The sequence below is a fragment of the Akkermansia sp. NBRC 115031 genome, from assembly GCF_030268505.1.
Taxonomy (GTDB): domain Bacteria; phylum Verrucomicrobiota; class Verrucomicrobiia; order Verrucomicrobiales; family Akkermansiaceae; genus Akkermansia; species Akkermansia massiliensis.
Genome location: NZ_BSQU01000003.1, coordinates 237,909 through 262,932 on the forward strand (window position 1 = coordinate 237,909; position 25,024 = coordinate 262,932).

The following is a 25,024-nucleotide window of genomic DNA, read 5'->3' on the forward strand; positions in this document are numbered from 1 at the left end:
GTAAGAGGGGTAAGAGGGGTAAGAGGGGTAAGAGGGGTAAGAGGGGTAAGAGGGGTAAGAGGGGTAAGAGGGGTAAGAGGGGTAAGAGGGGTAAGAGGGGTAAGAGGGGTAAGAGGGGTAAGAGGGGTAAGAGGGGTGATGATGGGAATTCCCTATAATCCCTAAAGTTCCCTATGATTCCTATAACCCCTAATTCCTTTTCCCTTTTCCCTGATAAGAAAAACCCCGCCTGCCGTAAGGCAGACGGGGCCGTCTCTCTGTTTCTGCTATGCGTTTCTGCGGGTGAACTTATTCATCATCCCCTTCTTCCTGGACCGGAGCGGGGGGGAGGGGCATGTCGTTATTGCCGCGGGCTGCCTTCCTGGCTTCCCTGCGTGCGGAACGGCGCGCTTCCAGAGCCTTGGAGGCGTCAGCGTTGAGCTGTGCCATTTCAGCTTCATTCAGCTTGCCGTCCTTGTCGGCGTCATACTTTTCCTCAATCAGGATCCAGCCGGCCGCCATGATGGGGGCGCGGTTGGGATCAAGCTGGGGGCGGGGGCCGTCCGGGCGGTTGCCGCGGGGACCGCGGTCACCGTCTCCGCGGCGTCCTTCACTGCCTCTGCGACCTTCCGGTCCCCTGGGCGCGCGGGGTCCTTCAGCCCTGGGGCCTCCGGGACGGCGCGGGCCATCCATCTTGGGCGCACCCGGTCCCTTGGGACCGCCGGGCGCGGCATGATGCGGGCCGGGCTGGCCGCGATGGGGAGGGATAGCCTGCAATTCTTCCGGGGAAAGCTTGCCGTCGCCGTCCTTGTCAAACTTCTTGATCATGTTGGCAGCGTGGGCTTCCTGGCGGGCTTTCATTTCCTCCATGCGCTTGGCGGCTTCCGGATGGTCCTTGGCCCAGTCCTCCCGCATGGCTTTCTTTTCCTCGTCGGAAAGCTTGCCGTCGCCGTCCTTGTCATACTTCTTCAGCATTTCGGCCTTGCGGGCTTCCTGGCGGGCCTTCATTTCTTCCATGCGCTTGGCGGCTTCCGGATGGTCCTTGAGCCATTCTTCCTGCATGGCCTTTCTTTCCTCCTTGGAAAGCTTGCCGTCGCCGTCCTTGTCGAACTTCTTCAGGATGGCGGCCTTCCTGGCTTCCTGGGCTTTCTTGACGTCCGCCTGGAGAACGGCTATTTCCTCGTCGGAAAGCTTGCCGTCCTTGTCGGTGTCATACTTGGCCATGACCAGTTCTTCCCCGATGATCATGATGCCGGGATCAATTCTCCTCATTTGGAGATTGGCCCGTTCCGGACCTGGGCCCTGGCGGTCCCTGCCTCCGGCGCGGTGGCGGGGGCCTCCCCTTCTTTCAGGAGGGGGCTGCATTTCCGGAGCGTCGGAAGGTGCGTCCGGGGCGGGGGGCGGCGGCGCGTCCTGAGCGAACGCGGAGCATGCGGCAAAGGCCGCGGCGATAATCATTTGCTTGGTCATAACTTTGAGTGGTGAGGTTTGATGCGTTTCGGAAAGGGGCGTCGCGCTGTGATATCTCAAACAGGTGGAAACGCCTCCCTTTGCTAGGATGAACCCCCGGAATTCGTCCTGGTTGCAAAATAAAAACGTGCGTGCTCCGGAAAGGGGCGGCCGGAGCCTTTGCGGGGCTTCCCTTTTTTCTGCCGGGGTGCAGAATGGTAAAGCTGTTGAATATGAAATAAATCTGTAAAAAAAGACCGCAGCCCGGAAGGGTTGCGGTCCAGCCGTGTCATGGAGGGAAAAATTATTCTCCGGAAATGAAGCGGAGATAGGCCAGCCACCACTGGTCGCCACCCAGCAGCCAGATCAGGGCGGCGCTGAGCAGAGCGGGGCCGAAGGGAAGATTCCTGCCGAACCCCATGCGTGAAACGACTGCCTGCACAATCCCCAGCAGGGAGCCGAGGAAAAGGCAGAACACCGCGCCCTGCCATCCGCCCACGCATCCGGCCATCATCAGAATCCAGGCATCACCGGAGCCCATGGCTTCCCGCTGCGCGCGAATATCCGTCATGGTTCCTTCCACGCTTTCCAGGTCTTCCAGCGGGAAAACGTCTCCGTTCTCCAGCTCTATCCTGTCCTGGCGCAGGATGACGGAGCAGGGAGGGAGCGTTTCCCCGTCAATGGTGACGGAGCCCCCGGAAATGACGGCCTTGTCCGTGGCCCGGTGGAAAAGCATGGACCAGTCGTGAGGCTGTCCGTTGATAATGAGCTGGAGCTCGTCCCGGTCGGATTCCGGCTCCTTCAGGCTCCACGGAGCGGGAGCGTCAAAGTGCTGCTTCCAGGTGCCGAACAGGAGCTTGCCCATTTCAATCACCAGCCTGATGGCGGCATACCCGGCGATTCCCCCCAGCACGGAGGCCGTGAAGGCGTCCGTCCAGGTCATGACGTCATTGTCCGGCAGGAGAAACGGGTAAAGGGCACAGGCTCCCACTCCGGCTGCGGCGCCGATGAGCGCCTGGGTACGGAATACGATCAGATGCTCCGCGTCAATGAACATGATGACGATGGCCATGGCAGTCCACAGGCAGAGCAGTATGGCGGCTCCCGCGGAGGCGTCCGCGTACTTCCACCCCAGGGCGGCGAAAAGCAGGGCCGTAAGCAGCTCCACGAAGCAATAGCGGAAGCTGATGCGCGTTCCGCAGCAGGCGGATTTTCCCCGGAGCGTCAGCCAGCTTAGCACCGGAATATTCAGGTACCACGGAATGGGTTCCTCGCATTCCGGGCAGAAGGAGCGCGCCGGATCATTGACGGAGATGCCCAGCGGCGTCCGGTAAATGACCACGTTCAGGAAGGAGCCGATGCAGGCTCCCATCAGGCCGAAAATCAGCGGAATCAGCCACGCGGGAAGGGCGTCAGACATGGGAGGGTGGGGAATAAGTCCGGCTGGGCGTCTGGTTGATGCGGTCAATCAGCAGCCTCAGCCTGCCGTAATTGCCGCGTTTGATGGGGAAAATGAGGCGTGGCAGCCGGTCCAGGTGGGGTTCGTCCGCCTCATCCGGGAGCGGTCCGCTCTGGACCATTCTTCCCCCGGGCAGGATCAGGTCTGAAAAATCCCGTTCCAGGTGCTCCACCCACTGGGCGGGCAGGTGCGTGTTCAGGCGGATGACGATGGCGTCCCTGACAAAACGGTAGGAGTGGAAAATGCGGTAGAAGCGGTCGATGTGCTCCATGGCCTCCGCCGGATTCTTGGTGACGTGGATGAGGTGCAGGTCATCCGCGGAAATCAGGCCGGAATCCACCAGTTCCACGCGGATGAAGGCCAGCCAGTTCAGCCAGAAAGTCTTGCCGGGGGAATCGAGAAGGACGATCGGGTAAATGGTGGCCTTCCCCGTCTGGATCAGGGTGAGGGTTTCAAACACCTCGTCCATGGTGCCGAAGCCGCCGGGGAACGCCACCATGGCATCGCTTTCCGCTACGAAATTCAGCTTTCTGACAAAGAAATAATAGAAATTGATCAGCTTGTCGCTGTGGGCTACCACGTGGTTGGAAGTCTGTTCATACGGCAGGGTGATGTTCAGGCCGAAGGAGCGTTGCTCGCCGGCTCCTTCATTGGCCGCCTGCATGATGCCCGGTCCGCCACCCGTAATGACCATGTAACCGTGTTCGCTGGCTTCCCTGGCGAACTCCCGCGCCGTTTCATACGCCGGCTCATCATTCCTGATGCGCGCGGAGCCGAACACGGAAATCTTGCGGATGTGGCGGTACGGGGCGAAAACGCAGTTGGCCCGGTACATCTCCCGCCCGGAACGGATCAGGACGGTAAAATCGTGGTCGGAGGCTTCGGACTGCGCCATGTTGATGCCCGTCTTGATATACTCCTGGAGGTAACGGGGATCGTGCCTGGTGGAGGCTATTTCGGAAAGTTTTTTGACGACTCCTTCCAGAGCCTGGTAGCTGGTGTCCATGGACATGGTGGAGGGGCGCTTCTTGTCTTCCCCCGTAAAATCCCTGTTGTCCAAAAAATCAGGATGCTTCATGAGTTGGTATATAGGTTTGCCCCACTATGCCAGATGACGCACGTTAAGTCACAGAAAATTTGCCGGCGGACATGAAAAGAGTTGATTGTTGAAAACAGATCGTTAAATTGCTCCCCGCACGGGCGTTTCCAAAACATGCCGTAGGTCCTTCAGGCGGATTGCCCGCCATGCCCGTGCTGAGGGGAAACCCGGTACATTACATACGATTATGTCGGAAAACGAAACCACTACTGCAGAAGAAACCGCCGTTACCACGCTGGCCCGCTTTGAAGTTCCCAGCCGTCTGGAAAAAATTGAAGACCCGAATGATGCGAATCATCTGACCTTCGTGGCGGAACCGTTTGAAAACGGTTACGGCCATACGCTTGGCAACTCCCTGCGCCGCGTTCTTCTGGGTTCACTTGAAGGTGCCGCCATCACCTCCGTCCGCATCGCCGGCGCACAGCATGAATTCTCCTCCCTGCCCGGCGTGGTGGAAGACGTGACGGAAATCGTGCTGAACCTGAAAAAGGTCAAGTTCAAGCACAACGGCAAGGAACCGCGCCTGCTCTCCCTGCGCGTGCACAAGCAGGGCGTCGTGACCGCCGCCGACATCACTGACGACACCACCTACCAGGTGGTCAATCCCGATCAAATCATCTGCACCCTGGACCAGGACACCATGTTCGAATGCGAATTCCAGGTGCGCGTGGGCCGCGGCTTTGCCACCGGCGACGAAAACAAGGTGCCGGACATGCCCATTGGCGTGATCCCGATCGACTCCATTTTCTCCCCGGTCACCCGCGTGAAGTACTCCGTGCAGAATACCCGTGTGGGCCAGATGACCGACTACGACAAGCTGATCCTTGAAGTATGGACGGACGGGCGCATCTCCCCCGCAGACGCCATGCTCCAGGCCTCCGCCATTCTGCGCCACCACCTGGACGTCTTCGTCAACTATGACGACAAGCAGGTCAACTTTGAAGAAGCTCCTTCCGCCGTCCAGGACGAGGAAACGGCCCGCCTGCGCAAGCTGCTCAACATGAGCGTCAACGAAATCGAGCTTTCCGTGCGCGCCGCCAACTGCCTCAACAACGCCAACATCACCACCGTCGGCCAGCTCGCCATGAAGAGCGAAAGCGAAATGCTCAAGTACCGCAACTTCGGCAAGAAGTCCCTCAACGAAATCAAGGACAAGCTGCTGGAACTGGGCCTTTCCCTGGGTGTTCAGGTGGATCCCTCCCTGCTTACCGGTCCCGTGCCGCAGGCCAAGCCGCGCCTGGGTCTGGAAGAGGAAAGCCCCGTGGGCCTGGCAGACCTGATTGCCGCCAACATCGAAGACGACGACGACTAAATCTCACAAAACCAACACACATAGAAAAATATCATCATGAGACACGGTGTAAAAACCTCCAAGCTTCAGCGCAACGCTTCTCACCGCAGGGCTTTGCTCGCCAACCAGGCATGCAGCCTCATCCTCAACGGACGCATCACCACCACCCTGGCCAAGGCCAAGGCTCTCCGTCCCTATGTGGAAAAGCTGATCACGCTCGCCAAGCGCGGCGACGTGCATTCCCGCCGCCTGGCTACCGCCACCATTCACAACACGGCCGCCGTCAAGCGCCTGTTTGATGAAATCGCTCCCCTCTGCGCGGAACGCAAGGGCGGCTATACCCGCATCGTCAAGCTGGGCCAGCGTCTGACGGACTCCGCCCTCGTGGCCATGATCGAAATCATCGATCTGCCCCGCGAAACGGCTGAAAAGGAAGAAGCTCCCGCAACCACGGAAGCAACCGCCTAAGGCCGTTCCCTGACACATCAGGCTTAACCATCTGTCCCGGCCTCTCGCAGAGACCGGGGCGGATTTTCTATTCATATTGGCGGTAAAGAGATTACGGAGGAAGTGCGGTGGCAAGATCGCTCTTGCTTCTTTCCTGCCGGAACGGTATAATTCAGCCTCAACTATGGACGCAGTATTATTGTTTTCCGGACAAGGTGCCCAAAAAGTAGGCATGGGCAAAGATTTGTATGACCAGTATCCCGCAGCCAGGGCCCTGATTGAGCAGGCGGACAAGGCGCTTGGGGAATCCCTCTCCTCCATCATGTTTGAAGGCCCCGGCGAAGAACTGACCCGCACCTGCAACTGCCAGCCTGCTCTCTACGTGCATGGCCTGGCCTGCCTGGCCGTCTTGAAGGAGCTGGCGCCTTCCCTGAATCCCGTGGCTGCCGCCGGCCTTTCCCTGGGTGAATTCACGGCTCATGCGGCTGCCGGAACCTATACCTTTGAAGAAGGCCTTCGCCTGGTCCAGAAGCGCGGCGCGTTCATGGAGGAAGCCTGCAACGCCACGAAGGGCACCATGGCCGCGATGATCGGCGGGACGGATGAAAACGTCATCAAGCTGGCGCAGGAATGCGACGTGGACGTTGCCAACTTCAACTGCCCCGGCCAGACGGTCGTTTCCGGCACGGAAGAAGGCGTGGACAAGGCCATTGCCGGAGCCAAGGCTGCCGGCTGCAAGATCGCCAAGAAGCTCAATGTGGCGGGAGCCTACCATTCCCGCCTGATGCACAGCGCCATGGTGAAGCTGGCGGAGGAACTCAAGAATGTCTCCTTCGGCACGCCTTCCATGCCCGTCTACTGCAACTATGAAGCCCGCGTGGTGGAAGGGCCGGACGACATCCGCAATGTGCTGGAGCACCAGGTGTGCGGCTCCGTGCGCTGGACGGCCTCCATGCAGAAGCTGGTGGACCAGGGCCACCGCCTTTTCATTGAACTGGGACCGGGCAAGACGCTGGCCGGCATGATGGGCCGCATCTGCAAGGATGCCACCGTCATCTCCATCGAAGACGTGCCCAGCCTGGAAGCCGCCGTTGCGGAATTAAATAAATAATTCTCCGTAACAGTAATTTTCAAACCGCCGGATCTTCAACGGTCCCGGCGGTTCTTTATTTCAAGTTATCCGACGGCACGGCGTCCCGGCCCGGGTGCAACACGGTGGCGGACGTTCCGCCGCGCTCTTATTCCCTGCCGGGAGCAGCGGTAATGCCGCACTTTTCCACAAGCGTGTGGACGTAGCATAAAAGCTTGCCCATGAAAACGAGGATGCAGGGAATCAGGATGATTACTTCCAGTTCGGCATGGTTCATCAGGAAAAATATCACGATGCCAAAGCAGAAAAAGAGGGTTGCCGCTGCGTAAAACAGGATGCGGATGGAAGGCTGCTCCTTCTTTGAAGGCTGGAGCGCCTTGAATTTAATCCGCCTCTGCAGAATGGCGGAAAGGGGGACCCAGTTCCGGGAATCTTCTTTCCTGACCATGGTGGTGGAAAACGGAAGCTTGCCGGCTGCCGCCAGCGTGTCGATCACTTCCTTGCTGACGGGACCGGCGGTTTTCTCATCGGTGCGGTAATGGTAGAGCGTTGCTCTGGCGGGTATCGGGCTCATAGGCTGCAGGGGAGAGAGCGGAGAGGAGGAAAATGTTTGCGTCTGGTCAGCGTTCCGGTTCCTGGGCGGGCATTTTCCTCATGCCTCCGGTAAGAAGGTGCATGTACATCAGCATCTTTCCCATGAAAAACGCTATGGCAGGCACGAACAGCACTTCCATGTAAAGGATGGTGTGGAGCATGATGGAATGCGCCACGCCGCAGGCCAGAAGGAGAAGGGCAATGATGTAAAACAGGAGGCAGCTTTTAGGAGGGCGGCAGGAAAGCATGAAGGCGGATGCCCTGAGGCGCGCCAGGCGCTCGTGACGGCGCAGCTCCGTTGCGAGCGGCATCCAGCACTGGGAATGTTCCTCCCGGATCATGGTGTCCGGAAGAATTTTCTTGGAGACAAGCAGGGCGTGGAGGTCTGTCAGGCAGATAGGGCCCACAATCTTGTCTTTGACGCGGTAGTGATATAATGGGGTACGTTGGGAAGCCATTCTCCTTACATAAGGCATGAAAGGAATTCCGTCAAGAAACAAGCGTAACGGAATGGAAGGCGGAATTCCCGAATTCCTAAAGAAGTTCCGCCAGGGAACGGATTTTACTGGTTGCCAGGGAAAAATCCGCCTGCTCCGTCACCCGGTTCGGGATGGAGATAACGGGCATTCCTGCGCGGTGCGCGGCGGTGGTGCCGTTCTGGGAATCTTCCAGCACCAGGCATTCAGCCGGCTGCATGCCCAGGTTTTCCGCAGCCTTCAGGAACAGGGCCGGGTCCGGTTTGACGGGAAGGCCGTCGTCACGGCAGACGACGGTCTGGAAATAGGGCATGATGTCCAGCCTGTTCAGCCAGCCGTCCACCCAGCGGTGGGAAGAGCTGGAGGCCACGCCCATGGGCGTTCCGGCTTCCGCCAGGCTCCGGATGAGTTCGCAGGCTCCTGGCAGAAGGCCGGCGTGCTCCAGGTCGCGGACGATTTCCTCCTGGCGGCGGCCGTTGACGGCTTCCCAGTCGAAGGTGCGGCCCGTCAGTTGTTCCAGATGCTCCCCGGGGTTCCAGTGGGTGTAGCCGCTCCCCAGGCACTGGTTGAACAAATCCAGGGGGAGGGCGTGGCCGCAGGATGCGAACACGCGTTCCCAGGAAGAATAAATGGCGTATTCCGTATCCACCAGCAGCCCGTCAAAGTCAAAAATCACGGCGCGTGCCCGGTGGAGCAGTTCGCGGGCTTTCCGGACGGCTGCCAGGGAGTCGTCAAGGTGGTCAGGGTTGGTCATGGACGGGTGTCTTTTTCAAGCCTCTCAGCATCTCCATGAAGCTTCTGTGGGCCAGCTTGGTCTGGAACAGGCGGATGGCGATGATGGTGTAAATGATGTTGGGCATCCACGCCCCCAGCCAGGTGGGGAGGTAGCCTGCGGAGGCCAGCGTGGGGAAAAACTCATACAGGAACAGCATGGCCGCCGCCAGGAACAGCGCAATGCCGATGCCGGACATGGCGGAGCGCCGCTGGAACGTGATGGCGGAAGGAATGGCGATGAATGTCAGGATAATGCAGGAAAACATGCGGGCTATCCTGACGTGCCATTCCGTTTGCAGGCTTCTGAGGTACTTGGCGTTTGTCGTGCCGGACCTGATGATTTCCTGGAGGGCCGGAGTGCCCTGGGTATCCACGCGGACGTTGGGGGAAATCAACTGCCAGGGAGTCTCTGGATAATGCTCTTTCAACGTTTGGTATTCCTGCCCGGCGAACACGGGCACGTCGTTCAGCTGGCGGGGTTCCTCCTGGGAATAATTCCTTTTGATGGCTTGCCGGAATGTCCATGTTCTGGAAGCCGGGTCCCACATGGCTTCATCCGCAAACAGCTCGTACTCCATCTTTCCGGGCGCGCTGAACTGTTCCACGCGCACCTGCCTGAACGGCTCGCCGGGGGAGTCTATTCCGGGAGGGTCGCCGAGGTACCAGATGCGGGATTCCGCGTCGTTCTTGTAGATGGTGCTCCGGGAGGCGTCGTCATTTTTATTCTGGCTCAGGGAGGAAAACATCAATTTCCTGTACAGAGTGGAATTGGGAGCCCAGTGAAACCCGAAGATGCCGAAGTAGATGGCCGCAAAGACGGCGCCGATGATGACCGGGGCGTTGATCCGGAGCAGGGATCTCCCGGATTGCAGCATGCCGGTGATTTCCGAGGATGAGGAAAGCTTGGTAAGCGCCCAGAGCGTTCCCAGCAGAAGGGTGTAGGGAAGGATCAGGTTCAGAATCATGGGCAGCTGGCTCAGGTAGAAGCGGAAGGTGCCCGCCAGGGGGGAATCCAGGTTCATCAGGTCCCCCACATTGTCCGCAAAGTCGCCGATGATGTAAATCAGCGTGAGGATGGCCGTGCACATGATGAAAGCCGTGAACCAGGTACGCGCCACATACCTGTCCAGGATGCCCGAGCGGTTGTACAGCAGCATCCCCAGCGCCGGAAGGAAACAGCCCAGGAGAATGAGCCAGGGCCGCAGAAGCTGGGCAAGGGGATATTCGGACGGCGTGCCGGGAATTTCCCATTGCATCTGGGACCATTCCCGGGGCATCAGGAACCAGGCCGCCGTTCCTCCCAGCGCAAGCAGGAGGAGGAATGCGAACCATTGGCGGAAATGTCGGGCCTGGATTGCCATGAAAAAGTAAGGTGGGACAAGGATGCCAGATCGGGGGCGGGAAATAAAGCGTTATTTGGCCGCCGGGCACGGACGGAGGCTTGCCGGAACCGCATGTCCGTGCGCCCGCGCCTGTCCAGCGGAGGGCGGTGCGGCACGGCTCCATGCGGGCCGGAATGGCGTGCGGAAGATATTCTCCTGATAGAAGTTGAGTGTTGTCAACGTAGACGGGATGGGATAAAATCTTCTCGACAACCGCTTTCCGGGTACAGCTTTTCCATGTTCAAACGTCTTGTTCAACTGTTTCTTCTGCTCCTTCTGGCAGCAGTGGGCGTCCTGGTGTGGTTTGCGTGGTATGTGTCCACTCCGTTGCTCGTTCCCGTGGGGGGGGATGAACCTGCCGCTTCTCCCGTTGCGGATTCCCTGGTGATGGAGCCGGTGGAAGCCGTCTCCGCCGACGGTACCGCCATTGAAGGCTATCTGGTGCGTCCGGGGCGTCCGGAGGCCTTGTCCCCGCGCCAGAGCCGCGTGCGGGATACCTTGAAACTGCGCGGAAGAATGCCGCATCTGGAGGCGAAGCCGGAGCTGGTGGTGATAGCCACCTCCTGGGACCAGGGGGTGAAAGGCTCCCTGCCGCTGGCGGAAGGACTGACCGGAGCCGGTTACACGTGCCTGGTATGGAATCCGCGCGGGAAAAACGACGCCCGGAAATTCTGCACGTACGGATTGAAGGAATATGCGGACGTAACGGCTCTGCTGGACGCCGTATCCCGGAAACAGGGGGGATTGCCGCCCGTGGCCGCCGTAGGGCAGGGGTTTGGGGCAGCGGTGCTGCTGAAAGCCGCGTCTGAAGATCCCCGCATCCGCTGCATGGTCAGCATGGACTGCTTCCCTTCCCTGAAAACCGTGGCTGTCCGGGAAATGGAGCAGGACTGGGGCAAGCCCCTGTGTTATGCCGCGTACTGGCTGCTGGATGCCGGCGTTGACTGGCGTGCGGATTTCAGTACGTTTGACGTGGCTCCCGTAGACGATGCCCTGAAACTGGATTATCCCGTCATGGTGGTCTGCACGAACCAGTACTTCTTCTCCACGCTGGAGGATTGCCTGAGCATTTACGACTCCCTGAGAAACGAGAAAAAACAACTTTATGAATCCATCCGGGAAGGCGAGCCCTACGGCACCCGGGAGCGGACCTTCCTCCATTCCATTGAAGGAAAAAAGGGGGAGAAATTTGAGAAAACCTACAAGGTCAACGTCTATGCCGGGGATGACGAGTTGCAGGCTGGCATTGCGGAATGGATTCATGAGAATACGCGCATGCCCATGCCCAGGGTGTTGTCCCATGAAACCTACAGTGCACCTGCTACGGGCACCGCTCCTTCCGGTTCATGAACCGTGCCTCTCCTTTTGCTGATGATCCCGTGAGTGCCAATCAGGAAAACACCCGTGAACTCCGCGAGAACCGCCGCAGGCGCAGCCGTTTCATCCTGCCTGCGCCGCGCCATCTTGCCGCCGTGGCGGTGGGGGCCCTTCTTGCCGCCGTGCTGGTGCACTACCTGGGCTTCATCGTTCTGAGCTGGTTTGACCTGGGCATTCATGTGCACAAGGCACCCGCGGTTCAGGAGGACCGGAAGCCGCTGCCTGAGAAAATCGTGCTGAAAGCGGACGACCGTCCCGCACCGGATGTGGCGGAAGTGGTTGAAAAACCGGATATCGAGCAGCTTGAGGAAGTGCCGCCGGAATTGCCGGACCTGGAGGACATGCTGCCGGAACAGGTGGTGATCGCTCCGGGGGAAACCAGCTTTTCCGCCGATCCGGTTACTCCGTCCCCGCCGGAATCCCTCGCCCCCAGAATGCCGCAGGTGGACATGAATGCCGTCGCGAAGGGACTGCCTGAACCTTCTCCGCCCGAGATGCTGAAAACTTCCGCCAGCCCGGCGACTATCAAGACGGCGGAGCCGGACATGGTCAACCCGGACGAATGGTACAACAAGCTCAAGGGGGCTGGCGGCCAGGATGATTCCCATCTGCCGGACGGCAGTAAATCACTTTCCCAGTTGATGGCCCAGTCCTCCCTGGGCAAGGACAGCGGTTACAGCAGGCTGGGCGCGGACCTTCTGTTTGAATACAACAAGGCGGTGATGAAAAATTCCGCGCGCCTCAGCATGCTTCAGCTCGCCGGGCTGATGATGAAAAACCCGGACACGATTTTCATTGTAGAGGGGCATACGGACAGCTTCGGTTCCGGAGAATATAATGCCGTGCTCTCCCTGATGCGGGCCAATGCCGTGCGCCAGTGGCTGAAGGACAACGGCATTGCCCTGACGCGCCCGAACGGGGAATGCAGGCTCTACATACGCGCCTGCGGGGCCTCCCGCCCGGTAGTCTCCACGAAGGGGGACCGGAATGCCCAGGCTGCCAACCGCAGGGTGGAAATCCACATGCGCAAGCCGGGAGAGGAAATTCCCGCCGGAAGCCTGCCCGTCACCTATGCGGTGGATATGAATACCCCCATTGCCCGCCAGGTGCGGGCCGGCGTGGGCGCCGAGGCCAGAATCCCCGCTTCCGCAGGAGAAAGGAAAACGGCCCCTGCGGCGCGTCCGCCGTCTGCCGTCCCGGCAGCCCGTCCCGCTCCCGCTGCGCCGGGACGCCGGGAGAAGCCTGCGCCGCGGCAGGAAGTCATCCCTGAGGCGGAACCCGTTCCGGAAACCATTCCTTCCGCCGAACCCGTGGAAGAACACATTCCCTCGGCGGAGCCGGTGGAGGAGGATATTCCGCTGGCGGAACCCGTCGTGCATGCGGAGAGGCGCGCCGCGGTGAAGGGAGGACTGGCCTGAAATGGAACTGATGCGTTTTCTGCCGGTCCGTGCCTTGCCCAGGCCCGGACTGCCCCGGTATCTCTTCTCCTTTGACTTTGACGATACCTTGTTCACGCTGGGGGGCCCTGCGGAGGAAAGACGCGTTTTTTTCAAAACCATGCGTGGACTCCGGGCGCGGTACGGCGTGCTCTGGGGCATCAATACGGGGAGGGACCCCGTTTACCTGCGGGAAGGGCTGATGGACATGTTCCAGGGTAATCCGGAAGCGTTTGCCCCGGATTTTACGGTGACGATGGAACGGAACGTTCATCTGGCGGATGCGGAAGGGCGGCTGATGCCCGGCGTTCCGTGGAACGATGCCTGCTCCGTGGCCCATGACGACCTGTTCACCCGTTACGGCGGAATGCTGGAATCATTGATGGACCATCTGGAACACCGGTTCTCCGGGCTGGAACTCCGCAGGCAGGCCAATGACGCTTTTTCCCTGGTGGTGAACGATGCCTGCGGGCTGGATGACGTCTCCTGCGTCATTCAGGACACGGTTGGACCGTATGATGAAATCGTCACGCAGAGGGCGGGGCCTTACCTGCGTTTCAGCCACCGCGACTACAACAAGGGGACTTCCCTGGCTTTTGTAGCCTCACGGTTCGGTGTGCTTCCCGTCCATGCGGCCATCTTCGGAGACGGGCACAATGACCTGGACGCCATGCGCCATTTGCCGGAAGCGTTCCGGTGCTGTCCCTCCAATGCGGCGGAGGAAGTGAAAGCCATGGTAGCCTGCGGTCATGGATACATCAGCCCGGAACCGCGCACCCGCGGCGTGCTGGACGGCCTGATGCATGGCGCGTTCCCCCATTTCGGGATGAAGGCGGAGGTTCCGGAAGCGGACGCTTGAAAAACGGGGGACGCCGGATGCGGGGAAAATCGGTTTCCGGAATGTTCTTTCCATGAAAGCTCCCGCGGAAAAGGAAGAATCGTATTGACAAGAAATGTCTGCGATGCAGAAATAATGACGATTTATTCCGATCACATGAATATTCCTTCTTTTACCCGAAGCGTCTCCAGAGGTTCCGCCGTAGGCTGGTTTTTAGTGCTTCTGCTGGTTTGCGGCGCGGGCGCCGGATATTATCTGTACCAGGATAACCTGGCAAAAAGGAAAGCTGCCCAGGAATTGACTGCCGAGCGTAAAATGAAGGAGAAGAAGGCCAGGGAAGCCGCTGAAAAACAGAGAATGCAGCGTGAGCGGGAAATCAGGGAGAAGAAGGAAAAGGAGAGGCAGGCAGAGCAGAAGGCGCGTGAGGAAGCCAGGGAAAAGAAGGAACGGCAGGTTGCGGAAGCGGCTCAAAAGCTCCGGGAGCAGGCTCAACGCGAAGAGAAGGAAAAGAAGAGGAGGGAGGAGCTGGAACGGCGCGAACGTGAGGAACAGGCCCGCAGGCAGGAGGAAAACATCCCTGTGGAAGAAGATGAGCCTGAACCGGAAGGGCGTTTTCCCCTGCCTGTGAAGAACCGGATGCCGGAGCTTTCCGTCTACTCAATCCCCTCCAGGGATGAAATTCAAACGGATAAGGACAAGCCGCTGGAAACATGGTCCTGGGACAAGGCGGAAAAAATGGCGGGAATGGAGGAATTTCCTGCGGGTGCCGCTCCGTGGAAAAGAGGTAATGATACCCGGCGCATGCAGGAGCTTCTGGAAAAATGCCGGGAATGGAAGGACGCCAAGCTTTCCACCCTGAAGGCGTGCCCGGCGGCGAAGGATTTTCCCGGCGTTCCGGAGGACGGGGCCCAGACGGTAAGAAGGACGGTGGAAATAGATTCCAACATCGGCGGCTGGCACAGTACGGGACTGTATGCTCCCCCCGGAGGGGAAATCTCCTTTTCCCTGTCCGGCGCGCCCAAGGATAGCACGGTCAGCGTGCGCATAGGGTGCCATACGGACAGCCTGCACAAGCTGGATGAATGGAAAAGGGTTCCGGAAATAACCATGCAGGTTCCGGCGGACCGGGGCCGCGTGAAAATGGTGAACCCGATGGGCGGCCTGGTTTACGTGAATGTGGGCCAGCGTTCCAAACGGGGAAAAGTATTCAAGGTTCAGATTTCCGGAGCCGTGCCGGCCCCTCTTTTCGTCATGGGGAAGACCACTCCGGAACAATGGGCCGAACAACTGGAAAATACCAAGGCGCCGTGGGGGGAAATCTGCATGCCCCGTCTCATTGTCACGATGCCCGTGGAGCAGTTGAAGCGGTGCCCGGATGTTCAGAAAACGGCTGAATTCCTGCAAAAAAACATGGCCCTCCAGGACTGGATCATGGGATGGGACACCAAGCCGGACCGCCTGCATCACCCGATGCGTTTTGTCGTGGACAGGCAGATTTCCGCCGGGGCCGGGCATTCCGGTTATCCCGCCATGGCTACGAAGGACTGGACGGACTCCATTGCCAGCGGCTCCATCATCCATTCCGGAAGCTGGGGGCTGTGGCATGAACTGGGGCATAACCACCAGTCGCCTCCGTTTACGATGGAGGGCCAGACGGAAGTATCCGTCAACATCTTCTCCATGGTCTGCGAGGTAATGGGAACCGGGAAAAACTTTGAATCCTGCTGGGGCGGCGGCATGGGGCCGTACGGCATGAGCGCTGAGATGAAAAAATACTTCTCCGGGGATCAGACCTACAATGAAGCGCCCAACAAGGTGCAGCTCTTCTTCTGGGTGGAGCTCATGTACTATCTGGGATTTGACGCTTTCCGGCAGGTGGCCCTTCAATTCCATGACAAGCCGTACGACAACGGCAAGCTGAGTGATGAAAAGAAATGGGAATGGGTCATGAACGCCTTCTCCAAGGTCACGGGAAAAAACATGGGGCCTTTCTTTAAAATCTGGCGCATGCCGGTTTCCGAACGCGCCGCGGACAGGATGAAAGACCTTCCCGTCTGGCTGCCTTCCAAGGACTACCCGGCCTGCTATACCGCGGAGGAATAAAAGGGTTCCGGGATTATGAGGGCTTCCGTTGCCGCACTCGCGTCTGGACGGTTCCGGCGGCGGGGGCTAGGATGGCGGAGCTGATGAAATGGCTGAATGACTGGCTGGGCTTTTTCAAGCCCCTTCAGGTGAGGAACCTGCAAATCTTCTGGTCCGGGCAGGCCGCCGCCCTGATCGGGATGTGGCTGCAGGTGACGGCCATGGGCATTCTTGTGTACGACATTTCCGGCGGCTCCGCCACGGCGGTGGGCTTTCTGGCCGCCCTGAACGCGCTCCCTTTCTTTCTGGGCGGCATGCTGCTGGCCGGGCTGGGAGACCGTTTTGACAGGAGAAAACTGCTCATAGCCGTGCAATGCGTCCAATGGCTGGTGGCCGTAGCCCTGTTTCTGCTGACGATGCTGGATATGCTCCAGCTATGGCACTTGTATGCCGCCGGGCTGGTCATGGGCGTCAACCAGACAGTGGGCTTTCCCACGCAGCAGGCTTTTGTGGGCGATCTGATCCCGCGCAGGCAGTTGCAGGAGGCCGTGGGCATGTACTCCCTGGTATTCAACACGTGCCGCGCCGTAGGTCCGGCGCTGGCCGGCTACATCATTGCGGAATGGGGGGCCGGAACCGCCTTTGGCGGCAATGTCGTGGCAAGCCTGCCGTTGGTAGGCTGCCTGGTAGCTCTGAAAGGACGCGTTGCGGATACCTCTGCCCCTAAAAAGCAGCGCGGGGCCGGAAGAAAGGCCTCTGGGCTCAAGGCGGTGCTTTCTACGCGCAGCCTGCTCTTCATCATGATCAGCGCGCTCATTCAGAACATCTGCGGGCAATCCCTTTACCAGATTGTTCCGGCATTGATGCACGGGAACCCCAGGAATACCGGCCTCATTCTGGGAGCGGTCGGAGCCGGTGCCATGGTGAGCATCCTCTTTGTCCTGCCGTTTGCGCGCAAAAGCGACAGGGTGGGGGCCAAGCTCTCCTCGGGCACGCTGTGGATGGGGAGCGCATTATGCGTGGCCGGCATCATTCCCGTGGTGGAAATACAGGCCCTCTGCTTCTTCTTTGCCGGTCTGGCTACTTCTTCCCTCTTTGTCACCTCTTCATCCGCCGTGCAGCTTCTGGCGCCGCCGGAACGCAAATCTGCCATTCTGGGGCTGTTCAGCATCGTTACGATTGGGGTGCAGCCTTTGGCGGCCATGGGCTGGGGAGCCGTGGTGGATGTTTGGGGAGTCCAGGCGACGATCATCATGGCGGGAGGGCTGGAAGCCTTGTTCTCCATCTGGATGCTGAGCGTTCCGTTCTGGCGCAACTTCAAATTCTCTCCGGATGATTGTCCTGAGGCAACCTGACGGATCCTTGTCATTTGGCGGCATGGGAAAATTGCCGTCCCGTATTCCGCTGGCTTTTAAGGATTGGTCAGGAAGATGCGATTCGGGAAGTTCCTGGCGGCGGGAATTCCGGAATGCGGCTTGGGAGAGGCTGGAAAGGCAGTTCTTGAACCTGTTTTACTGAAAAGAGAGCAGGCGTATTCCGGTCCTGCGGGAAAATTGAAAGCCGCTTCTGCCGTTTTTCTCCTGGCGGGAATCATCTGCGGCCTTGCAGGGAGAATGTGCCTCCCTGCCGGCAGGACTCTTCAGGGAAAAAGGAAAATTTGGCAGACTGTCCTTCCGGGAAAGGGCCTTCCTGCTTGAATGATTCCTGTTTTTCAGCCGGACGGAATGTGGATTTTTCCCCAGCAAAAAAGGAGGAAGGAGGTAAATATCCGGAAAAGGGAGGAACCGGGTTTGTTAATGCCCCGGCTTTGCCTCGTGTTCGGAATAACTGATGCCCAGCATGCAGATATCGTCGGCCTGGTTGGTGCAGCCGGTGAATTTTGCTACGCAGGTAAGGGCCTGATGGACAAAATCCTTGGTGCTCGTGGGGGATGAGTTGTTAAAATAATCGATCAGCCTCTCCACGCCCAGCTCTTCCCCTTCCGAATTGGCGGCTTCCGTCAGTCCGTCCGTATACATCAGGACGCGGGAACCTGCCAGGAGGGGGAACTGGGCGTTCTGGTACGTGGCATCATCCAGCAACCCCAGGGCAATGCCCCTGGGCAGCGGCATCTTGCGGGCAACTCCGTCCGGCCCCAGGATAATGGGATGCGGGTGCCCGGCCGTGGAGGCGGTCATGACGCCGGTTTCCAAATCCAGGTAAATATAAACGGCGGAGGCGAACATCGTGGTATTCGCCCGTTGCAGAATTTTGGCAAGCTGGTGGTTGAGGGAAGACAAAAAGGCCGCCGGATTGTCCGCCAGATGGGACAACTGCTCCATCAGGCCGCGGAGCATGGAAGCGATCAGGGCGGCGCGGATGCCGTGGCCCATCACGTCGCAGACGATGGCGCCTACGCCGGAATTGCCCACGGGAAAGGCATCGAACCAATCGCCCGCCACCCCCTCTGAAGGAGTGAAAATGTGGTGGAAATCCACATGGCGCGTCAGGCCGTGTTCCGTATGGGAGCGGGAGGGAATCTCATAGGGAAGCAGGGCGAACTGGATTTCCCGGGCCAAATCTATCTCCTTCTCCAGGGACTTGTTGCGCTCTTCCAGAATACGGGCTGTTTCCGTGGCCTTGATCTCCGTCTTCACCAGCTTGGTAACGTCGCTGGAAATGCCCACGATGCCCTTCAGGTCCCCGTTGCGGCCGTACCAAGGAAACTTGCTGATCTGGCTCCAGGAATCATCCTTGTGAAGCCATGTCTCATGATGGAGACGGGCGCGGATGGGGCGTCCGGTAGCCATGATGTCCAGCTCCTCCTTGCGGGAAACATCGGACATCGTTTGATCGAAAAAGTAATCGTCCGTCCTTCCGGTCAGGTCAGCCGGCGTGGGCACGCCCAGCTTATTGGCCGTGGCGGTATTCGCCAGCACGAAGCGCGATTCCCGGTTCTTGAAATAAATGCTGTCCGGAATGTGCTCAATCAGGGTGTGGAACAGGTCCCTGTCTTCCGCGGCGCGCAGTTCCGCCGTCTTTCGCCGGGTAATGTTGACCCATACCCCTACCAGCATGACAGGGCGGCGCTGCTTGTCCCTGCGAGCGAGACCGTTGATGCGGACCCAGCTCCAGCTCTTGGAATTCAGCTTCTTCATGCGTATTTCAATGCGCATGGGCATGTGGGAATGGCCGTCCAGGTAACGGCGCACCTCCTGGGAAAAAAAGGCCTGGTCCTCCTCGTGGATGGTAAGCTCCGGCTGGGTGAAAATATTGGGGGCCTTCTCCTTGCGGCTGGCCCCCATCATGGTCAGGCAGCGGTCCGTGTAATGGATGACGCCCGTTTTGATATTCCAGATATAAAACCCTTCTTCCGCCGCCGCCAGGGCCATCTTGATCTTGTCCCAGGTAAAAACTCTCTGGGCGGAATGTCTGTTGCGTGAGGGCGGCATTGCAGTTGCCGTTATCTAACGACAAAACATCTGCCTTGGCAAGAGGCAAAATAAAGGAATCATTCCTGAAAAGCGGAACGGCAGGAGAAAAGCGGGAAACGGGCCCGGTTGCACCGGGGCGGCATCCGCCTATCTCTCCTTCTCCTCTTCCTGGGAATGAAGGAATTGCAACTCTTTCTTCAAGGCGCTTCCTACGCGGTGCTTCGCCAGATAAACCTGGGCAATCGTGACGCCGAGCTGTCTGCGGACCTTCGCCGCATCCCACTCCCGTAGCACGTAATAATCAAAAATTTGAAACTGCTTGGGAGACACCTTCGCTTTGACGCGTTCCAGGGCCGCCTGGAGCAGGTTATTCTGCCACTCCCTCTCCCACACCTGGTCAAAATTATTCTTCCCTTCGTCCGGAATCTTGTCGATGGGATGTTCCTGGCTCTCCGTGGCGTCCGGGCTCATCAGCATGGCCGTATCCTTCTTCCGCTTGCGGAACTGGTCGTTAATGCGCCAGCGGGTCATATTCCAGAGCCAGAGCTTGAAGGAACCCTGTTCCGGCTTGTAAATATTCTTCTTGCTCTGCTTGGCGATGGAAAGAATGGTCTCCTGCACCACGTCCCAGGCTTCGTCCTCCCTCAATCCGGCCTTGAGGGCGACGGAATAAATAAGACGCCAGTACGTCCGGTAAAACTCATCCCACGTGCGCTGGTCCTCCCAATTCTCCAGGCGCGCAATCAGGCTTTTCCTGGTATGTTCGGCATATTGGGAAAGTGTCTGCTCGTCAGGCTGGGACTCGTTCTGGGGTTGCAATGAAGGCACATTCATGGTTTATCATGAACTACGGATGAAAGTGAAGTGAAAGCCGAGTAATAAGCCGGAAAATTTTGTGCGGCTCGGCCTGTTCATTCACTACGTCCTTCATGGAGAAAATCTTTCAAGGGAACGGACATGATCAGGAAAACGTCAAAACGCAGGGGAACCTCCGTCATCGCGGCCCTGGTTGTGCTGTGCGCGGTGCTGGGGTACGGCTTGATGGAATGGAAGCCGCTGACGGATACGCCGCAGGCGGTCCCTGCCTCCTGGGAGGCGCCCGGGAAGGGAAGGGTTCCGGAGAAAATCTCTATACCGGAAAAGGGTGAACCTGTCAGGTTATTCACAATGAATGCTGGCAACTACTTTGTACCGGAAGATCCGCGCAGGAGCAACTTTCAGGTAAAATACAAGCCCGTTGAAGCACGGGAGGCCGTGGCCGAACTCATCCGGCAATCCGGTGCAGAAATAGTAGGATTGTCAGAAATGGGTGGGGAAGCCGCCGTGCGCGACCTGCAAATGCGGTTGAAAAGAAAAGGAGTTCAGTTACCGCATAAGGTCCTGGTCATGCGGAACGGAGAAGACCGGGGATTGGCCCTTCTCTCCAAATATCCCATTGTGGACAACCGTTCCGTGACGGACATGCCTGTATCCGGAGAAACGAAGAGGAAAAAAACGATGCTGCGGGGCATTCTGGACGCCACGGTGAAAATGCCGGACGGGCGGCTGTTCCGCCTGGTGGGCATTCATTTGAAATCGCGCCTCAGCCGTGACGGTTCCGCAGAAGACACGCGGCGAAGGGAAGCGTATGCCCTGCGGGACTACCTGAATGAAGCCATCGCCTCCCAGGACGGCATGCCGCTGCTTTTGTACGGAGACTTCAATGACGGTCCGGCGGACAGCGCCGTGCAGGTCATCCAGGGGCCGGCTAAAACGGAATACCGCCTGAACCGCCTGAAACCCAGGGATTCCCGCGGGGAAACCTGGACCATCTACTATGAAGACGGAGACACCTACCACTCCTTTGACCATCTCTTCATCAACAATACCCTGAAAAAGCGCCTTGGCCGCAAGCCTTCCATGGGAATCCTTGACTCTCCCCCCTCCCGCCAGGCCAGCGACCACCGTGGCATTTGGGTGGAATTGAGGTAGGTAAAAATGATTTATTATAAAAAAGATACGCAATAAATATTTGTTAGATTGTTTTATTTGATCGGATTGATATTTTTGTGATGTAAAAATTCACTTATAAAAACCTAAAAAATAATATTGCTAATGAGCAGAAAAATTTGTAGAGCTGTCCCTCAATATTACCTTCTTGCATAACTGTTAACTATTTATTATGGATTTTCCAATTAATTCTAATGATGTATCTGCGTTCAGCATAATTAGAGGATTTAAATTTAAGATATAAAAACGGAATTGTTTAATCTAGTTTTGTTCCGGTCATCTTCTCTGTTTTTCTCCAGATATATTGCCGGATATCAGTATTTGAGTAATGTTGCAAATCTTACAGTAATACTATTCTATATAATCCTGTAAAAAATATGGACTGCTTCCATTTAATGTGTTTTATTAGTGTTCTTATGTTGAAGTGGCAAATTATTTTTTACCATAGCTATATATAAAATATCCGGATACGTAATTGTAGATTGCAACTATACATATTTGTTGTCTTATTTTAAATGTTTGCTTCTGAAGAATTAGGGTTTTGTAAAAATACAAAAAGTTGCATTTTAACTTTGAATGGAACTCAATCTCTTAATTAGGGCTAATAGCAAAATGGAGCTTATAGATAATATAAACAAGACCCTGAAAGGGGATTTAACCAAGGAGTTGCACGACGGCAGCAAAGTAGCCATTGCCGCCTCGTGCTTTTCCATTTACGCCTTTGAGGAGCTGAAAGCGCAACTTAAAGACATTGAGGAGTTGCGCTTTATCTTCACCTCCCCGACTTTCGTCACCGAGAAAGCCAACAAGCAAAAACGGGAGTTCTATATTCCACGGTTGAACAGGGAGCGCAACCTCTATGGCTCTGAGTTTGAGATAAAGTTGCGCAACGAGCTTTCGCAAAAGGCCATTGCCAAAGAGTGCGCCGAATGGATCAGGCGGAAAGCATGCTTCAAGTCCAACTATACGGGAGAGAACATGATGGGCTTCGCCACCGTTGACGACAAGGCGTATATGCCCGTCACCGGATTTACCACGGTGGAGTTGGGGTGCGAGCGGGGCGACAACGCCTACACGGTGATAAACAAGTTCGAGGCTCCTTTCTCGCAGCAATACCTTTTCCTTTTCGATCAGCTTTGGAATGACAGCGCGAAGATGCAGGTGGTCACGGACAAGATACTCGACAACATCAGCAATGTCTATAAGGAGAACGCCCCCGACTTCATCTATTTTGTCACCTTGTACAATATCTTCCGTGAATTCCTTGACGACCTCTCCGAAGACGACCTGCCCAACGAGGCTACCGGATTCAAGGAAAGCCAGATATGGAGCAAACTATATAATTTCCAGAAGGATGCCTGCCTTGCCATCATCAACAAGTTGGAGAAGTACAACGGCTGTATCCTTGCCGACAGCGTGGGATTGGGCAAGACGTTTACCGCCCTCTCGGTCATCAAGTACTATGAGAACCGCAACAAGTCAGTACTTGTGCTTTGCCCGAAGAAACTTAACGACAACTGGATAACCTACAAGAGCAACTACCTGAACAACCCCATTGCCCGTGACCGCCTGCGCTATGACGTGTTCTTCCATTCCGACCTGTCACGCCGGGGTGGAAAGACCAACGGGCAGGACTTGGACCATATCAACTGGGGCAACTACGACCTTGTGGTCATAGACGAGAGCCATAATTTCCGAAACGGCGGCAAGGTGACAACGGACGGGAACGACGACAACCCGCGCGAGAACCGCTACCTGCAACTGCTGAACAAGGTTATCCGGGCGGGGGTCAAGACAAAAGTGCTGATGCTCTCGGCCACGCCCGTGAACAACCGTTTCAACGATTTGAAGAATCAGATACAGCTTGCCTACGAAGGTGAGTGCGGCAGGATGGATGCCCTGCTGAACACGTCTTCCGGCATTGACGACATTTTCCGTCAGGCTCAGAAGGAATACAACATATGGACGAAGCTCCCGCCGAAGGAGCGCACTACGAAAGAACTGCTCAGCCGGTTGAGCTTCGATTTCTTTGAAGTGCTCGACAGTGTTACCATTGCCCGCAGCCGCAAGCACATAGAGCAGTATTACAATACGGCGGACATCGGCAAGTTCCCCATGCGGCTGGCTCCGCTGTCACGCCGTCCCAACCTGACCGACCTCGACACGGCTATCAACTATAACGAGATTTACGAAATTGTCAGCCGCCTCAACCTTGCCATTTATACCCCTTCCGATTTCATTCTGCCAAGCCGGAGGAAAAAATACATGGACGAGGATAACGACTTCCACGGTCGCGGCAGAGCCGGACGCGAGAAGGGAATACGCCGCCTGATGAGCATCAACCTGCTCAAACGTCTGGAAAGCTCGGTCAATTCTTTCCGCCTCACCCTTGAAAGAATCAAGAAGTTGATAGCGTCAACCATCGGACAGCTTGATGTGTTGAATCAGGGCGACAGCTTTTCCATTGAATTGGAGGATATTTCGCGGAATCTCGATGCCGATGACCGAGAGGCGGATATGTTTATCGGTGGCAAGAAGACAAGAATTGCCCTGCAGGATCTTGACCACATCACATGGCGCGGCTACCTCAAAGAGGATTTGGAGAACCTTGATCTTCTGCTGCTCATGATTGGTTCCATCACTCCGGAACACGACAGCAAGCTGCAACAGTTGATTGCCGACTTGCGCGACAAGTTTGCCCATCCCATCAACGCAGGCAACAGGAAGGTGATTATCTTCACGGCGTTCTCCGACACCGCCGAATACTTGTACGACTGTCTGGCTGCTCCCATTCTGAAAAAGTATGGGCTGCATACGGCACTCGTCACCGGAGACGTGGAAGCACGCAGCACATTGCGCCTGCCACAGCGCGTGAAGCTCGACTTCAACAAGGTGCTTACGCTCTTCTCTCCAATTTCAAAGGAGAAGTCTGCCATTTATCCGCACATCCGGGAGGAGATAGACGTGCTTATCGCTACCGACTGCATCAGCGAGGGACAGAACTTGCAGGATTGTGACTGTCTCATCAATTACGACATCCATTGGAATCCCGTGCGCATCATTCAGCGTTTCGGGCGTATCGACCGCATCGGCTCGCGCAACGAGGTGATTCAACTTGTGAACTACTGGCCGGACGTGACCCTTGACGAATACATCGACCTGAAAGGACGAGTGGAAGCCCGCATGAAGGTGTCGGTGCTGACAAGTACGGGCGATGACAATCCCATATCGCCCGAAGAGAAAGGCGACCTTGAATACCGACGCGAGCAACTGAAACGTCTGCAGAGCGAGGTGGTGGACATTGAGGAGATGAACACGGGTGTTTCCATCATGGACTTGGGGCTGAACGAGTTCCGTCTTGACCTGCTTGCCAGCCTGAAAGACGATCCCGGCCTAGAGCATACGCCTTTCGGTCTTCATGCTGTGGTGCCCGCAAGTGACGGTGCGCCTGCCGGAGCGGTGTTCGTATTGAAAAACCGTAACAACGGCGTGAACATCGACCACAGGAACCGCCTGCATCCTTTCTATATGGTCTATATCTCGGAGAGCAAGGAAGTGGTGGTCAATCATCTTTCACCCAAGGAGATGCTAGACCGCCTGCGTTTCCTGTGCAAAGGCAAGACCGCACCGGACATGGAACTATGCCGGGAGTTCAACAAGGCTACTTCCGACGGGAAGAACATGCGGCGGTATTCCGAACTGTTGGGCGATGCCATCTCTTCCATCATCCATGTGAAGGAGGGGAGCGACATCGACAGTTTTCTGAGCGGCGTGCAAGGCTCACTCTTCACGGAGGAGATACGCGGGCTGGATGACTTTGAATTAATCTGTTTCCTTGTCATCAAATGA

At 57.2% G+C, this 25,024-nt stretch carries 19 protein-coding genes; 10 read left to right on the top strand and 9 right to left on the bottom strand.

Going from position 1 to position 25,024, the window contains the following annotated elements; genetic code table 11:
* Positions 1 to 288: 288 nt before the first annotated feature.
* The 3 genes from QSJ36_RS05920 to QSJ36_RS05930 all read right to left on the bottom strand — a co-directional run bounded on the left by QSJ36_RS05920 (position 289) and on the right by QSJ36_RS05930 (position 3,965).
* Complete coding sequence (locus QSJ36_RS05920; protein WP_285467635.1) at positions 289 to 1,449, bottom strand: EF-hand domain-containing protein; 1,161 nt, start codon at positions 1,447 to 1,449, stop codon at positions 289 to 291.
* 283 nt (positions 1,450 to 1,732) lie between these two features.
* The gene (locus tag QSJ36_RS05925; RefSeq protein WP_102726857.1) at positions 1,733 to 2,848 is read right to left on the bottom strand and encodes an A24 family peptidase; all 1,116 of its coding nucleotides are present in this window, start codon (positions 2,846 to 2,848) and stop codon (positions 1,733 to 1,735) included.
* Positions 2,841 to 3,965, bottom strand: coding sequence for a TIGR00730 family Rossman fold protein (locus QSJ36_RS05930; RefSeq protein ID WP_022397271.1), 1,125 nt, complete (start codon positions 3,963 to 3,965; stop codon positions 2,841 to 2,843). The genes QSJ36_RS05925 and QSJ36_RS05930 overlap by 8 nt, the downstream gene beginning before the upstream one ends.
* A 208-nt stretch (positions 3,966 to 4,173) precedes the next feature.
* Here QSJ36_RS05930 and QSJ36_RS05935 point away from each other — a divergent pair, with 208 nt between their 5' ends.
* From QSJ36_RS05935 to fabD, 3 genes are all read left to right on the top strand, one after another.
* A complete protein-coding gene (locus tag QSJ36_RS05935) occupies positions 4,174 to 5,298 on the top strand; it encodes a DNA-directed RNA polymerase subunit alpha (protein WP_022397270.1) in 1,125 nt (374 codons plus the stop codon).
* Between the two features lie 36 nt (positions 5,299 to 5,334).
* Positions 5,335 to 5,745 carry a 50S ribosomal protein L17 gene (rplQ, locus tag QSJ36_RS05940; protein ID WP_102726858.1) on the top strand — a complete coding sequence of 137 codons (411 nt, stop codon included), beginning with the start codon at positions 5,335 to 5,337 and terminating at the stop codon, positions 5,743 to 5,745.
* Between the two features lie 163 nt (positions 5,746 to 5,908).
* A complete protein-coding gene (fabD, locus tag QSJ36_RS05945; protein ID WP_102722719.1) occupies positions 5,909 to 6,835 on the top strand; it encodes an ACP S-malonyltransferase in 927 nt (308 codons plus the stop codon).
* Positions 6,836 to 6,962: 127 nt separating this feature from the next.
* Here the strand turns inward: fabD and QSJ36_RS05950 are convergent, their stop codons facing one another.
* From QSJ36_RS05950 to QSJ36_RS05965, 4 genes are all read right to left on the bottom strand, one after another.
* Positions 6,963 to 7,388, bottom strand: coding sequence for a DUF4339 domain-containing protein (locus tag QSJ36_RS05950; protein WP_285467641.1), 426 nt, complete (start codon positions 7,386 to 7,388; stop codon positions 6,963 to 6,965).
* A 46-nt stretch (positions 7,389 to 7,434) separates the two neighbouring features.
* Complete coding sequence (locus tag QSJ36_RS05955) at positions 7,435 to 7,866, bottom strand: hypothetical protein (protein ID WP_285467642.1); 432 nt, start codon at positions 7,864 to 7,866, stop codon at positions 7,435 to 7,437.
* 76 nt (positions 7,867 to 7,942) lie between these two features.
* The gene (locus QSJ36_RS05960) at positions 7,943 to 8,638 is read right to left on the bottom strand and encodes an HAD family hydrolase (RefSeq protein WP_022397265.1); all 696 of its coding nucleotides are present in this window, start codon (positions 8,636 to 8,638) and stop codon (positions 7,943 to 7,945) included.
* Positions 8,625 to 10,019 (bottom strand): LptF/LptG family permease, encoded by a 1,395-nt coding sequence (locus QSJ36_RS05965; protein WP_102722721.1) that lies wholly within the window; start codon positions 10,017 to 10,019, stop codon positions 8,625 to 8,627. Before QSJ36_RS05965 ends, QSJ36_RS05960 begins: the two co-directional genes overlap by 14 nt.
* Positions 10,020 to 10,277: 258 nt before the next feature.
* Here QSJ36_RS05965 and QSJ36_RS05970 point away from each other — a divergent pair, with 258 nt between their 5' ends.
* The 5 genes from QSJ36_RS05970 to QSJ36_RS05990 all read left to right on the top strand — a co-directional run bounded on the left by QSJ36_RS05970 (position 10,278) and on the right by QSJ36_RS05990 (position 17,128).
* On the top strand, positions 10,278 to 11,390 hold the full coding sequence (locus tag QSJ36_RS05970; RefSeq protein ID WP_250716038.1) for an alpha/beta hydrolase: 1,113 nt from the start codon (positions 10,278 to 10,280) through the stop codon (positions 11,388 to 11,390).
* Positions 11,391 to 11,419: 29 nt separating this feature from the next.
* Positions 11,420 to 12,835, top strand: coding sequence for an OmpA family protein (locus tag QSJ36_RS05975; protein WP_285467647.1), 1,416 nt, complete (start codon positions 11,420 to 11,422; stop codon positions 12,833 to 12,835).
* A gap of 34 nt (positions 12,836 to 12,869) precedes the next feature.
* The gene (locus QSJ36_RS05980; RefSeq protein WP_180973729.1) at positions 12,870 to 13,712 is read left to right on the top strand and encodes an HAD hydrolase family protein; all 843 of its coding nucleotides are present in this window, start codon (positions 12,870 to 12,872) and stop codon (positions 13,710 to 13,712) included.
* A gap of 135 nt (positions 13,713 to 13,847) precedes the next feature.
* Entirely contained in the window at positions 13,848 to 15,794 is a 1,947-nt protein-coding gene (locus tag QSJ36_RS05985; protein WP_285467649.1) for a M60 family metallopeptidase, read from the top strand.
* An 83-nt stretch (positions 15,795 to 15,877) separates the two neighbouring features.
* Positions 15,878 to 17,128 (top strand): MFS transporter, encoded by a 1,251-nt coding sequence (locus QSJ36_RS05990; RefSeq protein WP_180973118.1) that lies wholly within the window; start codon positions 15,878 to 15,880, stop codon positions 17,126 to 17,128.
* A 438-nt stretch (positions 17,129 to 17,566) separates the two neighbouring features.
* On the opposite strand, the gene QSJ36_RS05995 is transcribed toward QSJ36_RS05990, so the two are convergent.
* Together QSJ36_RS05995 and QSJ36_RS06000 are read right to left on the bottom strand one after the other, a co-directional pair.
* Entirely contained in the window at positions 17,567 to 19,204 is a 1,638-nt protein-coding gene (locus QSJ36_RS05995) for a SpoIIE family protein phosphatase (RefSeq protein WP_285467652.1), read from the bottom strand.
* A gap of 129 nt (positions 19,205 to 19,333) precedes the next feature.
* A complete protein-coding gene (locus QSJ36_RS06000) occupies positions 19,334 to 20,020 on the bottom strand; it encodes a sigma-70 family RNA polymerase sigma factor (protein WP_022397257.1) in 687 nt (228 codons plus the stop codon).
* Between the two features lie 123 nt (positions 20,021 to 20,143).
* Between QSJ36_RS06000 and QSJ36_RS06005 the strand changes: the two genes are divergently transcribed.
* Positions 20,144 to 21,157: an endonuclease/exonuclease/phosphatase family protein gene (locus tag QSJ36_RS06005; RefSeq protein WP_285467655.1), complete on the top strand. Its 1,014-nt coding sequence runs from the start codon at positions 20,144 to 20,146 to the stop codon at positions 21,155 to 21,157.
* A 630-nt stretch (positions 21,158 to 21,787) separates the two neighbouring features.
* Positions 21,788 to 25,024 carry a helicase-related protein gene (locus tag QSJ36_RS06010; RefSeq protein ID WP_285467657.1) on the top strand — a complete coding sequence of 1,079 codons (3,237 nt, stop codon included), beginning with the start codon at positions 21,788 to 21,790 and terminating at the stop codon, positions 25,022 to 25,024.

What these genes read in the sequence shown, in the direction of transcription:
- QSJ36_RS05920 (WP_285467635.1), bottom strand. Translation starts at nt 1,449, where the DNA reads ATGACCAAGCAAATGATTATCGCCGCGGCCTTTGCCGCATGCTCCGCG.
- QSJ36_RS05925 (WP_102726857.1), bottom strand. Translation starts at nt 2,848, where the DNA reads ATGTCTGACGCCCTTCCCGCGTGGCTGATTCCGCTGATTTTCGGCCTG.
- QSJ36_RS05930 (WP_022397271.1), bottom strand. Translation starts at nt 3,965, where the DNA reads ATGAAGCATCCTGATTTTTTGGACAACAGGGATTTTACGGGGGAAGAC.
- QSJ36_RS05935 (WP_022397270.1), top strand. Translation starts at nt 4,174, where the DNA reads ATGTCGGAAAACGAAACCACTACTGCAGAAGAAACCGCCGTTACCACG.
- rplQ (WP_102726858.1), top strand. Translation starts at nt 5,335, where the DNA reads ATGAGACACGGTGTAAAAACCTCCAAGCTTCAGCGCAACGCTTCTCAC.
- fabD (WP_102722719.1), top strand. Translation starts at nt 5,909, where the DNA reads ATGGACGCAGTATTATTGTTTTCCGGACAAGGTGCCCAAAAAGTAGGC.
- QSJ36_RS05950 (WP_285467641.1), bottom strand. Translation starts at nt 7,388, where the DNA reads ATGAGCCCGATACCCGCCAGAGCAACGCTCTACCATTACCGCACCGAT.
- QSJ36_RS05955 (WP_285467642.1), bottom strand. Translation starts at nt 7,866, where the DNA reads ATGGCTTCCCAACGTACCCCATTATATCACTACCGCGTCAAAGACAAG.
- QSJ36_RS05960 (WP_022397265.1), bottom strand. Translation starts at nt 8,638, where the DNA reads ATGACCAACCCTGACCACCTTGACGACTCCCTGGCAGCCGTCCGGAAA.
- QSJ36_RS05965 (WP_102722721.1), bottom strand. Translation starts at nt 10,019, where the DNA reads ATGGCAATCCAGGCCCGACATTTCCGCCAATGGTTCGCATTCCTCCTC.
- QSJ36_RS05970 (WP_250716038.1), top strand. Translation starts at nt 10,278, where the DNA reads ATGTTCAAACGTCTTGTTCAACTGTTTCTTCTGCTCCTTCTGGCAGCA.
- QSJ36_RS05985 (WP_285467649.1), top strand. Translation starts at nt 13,848, where the DNA reads ATGAATATTCCTTCTTTTACCCGAAGCGTCTCCAGAGGTTCCGCCGTA.
- QSJ36_RS05990 (WP_180973118.1), top strand. Translation starts at nt 15,878, where the DNA reads ATGAAATGGCTGAATGACTGGCTGGGCTTTTTCAAGCCCCTTCAGGTG.
- QSJ36_RS05995 (WP_285467652.1), bottom strand. Translation starts at nt 19,204, where the DNA reads ATGCCGCCCTCACGCAACAGACATTCCGCCCAGAGAGTTTTTACCTGG.
- QSJ36_RS06000 (WP_022397257.1), bottom strand. Translation starts at nt 20,020, where the DNA reads ATGAATGTGCCTTCATTGCAACCCCAGAACGAGTCCCAGCCTGACGAG.
- QSJ36_RS06005 (WP_285467655.1), top strand. Translation starts at nt 20,144, where the DNA reads ATGATCAGGAAAACGTCAAAACGCAGGGGAACCTCCGTCATCGCGGCC.
- QSJ36_RS06010 (WP_285467657.1), top strand. Translation starts at nt 21,788, where the DNA reads ATGGAGCTTATAGATAATATAAACAAGACCCTGAAAGGGGATTTAACC.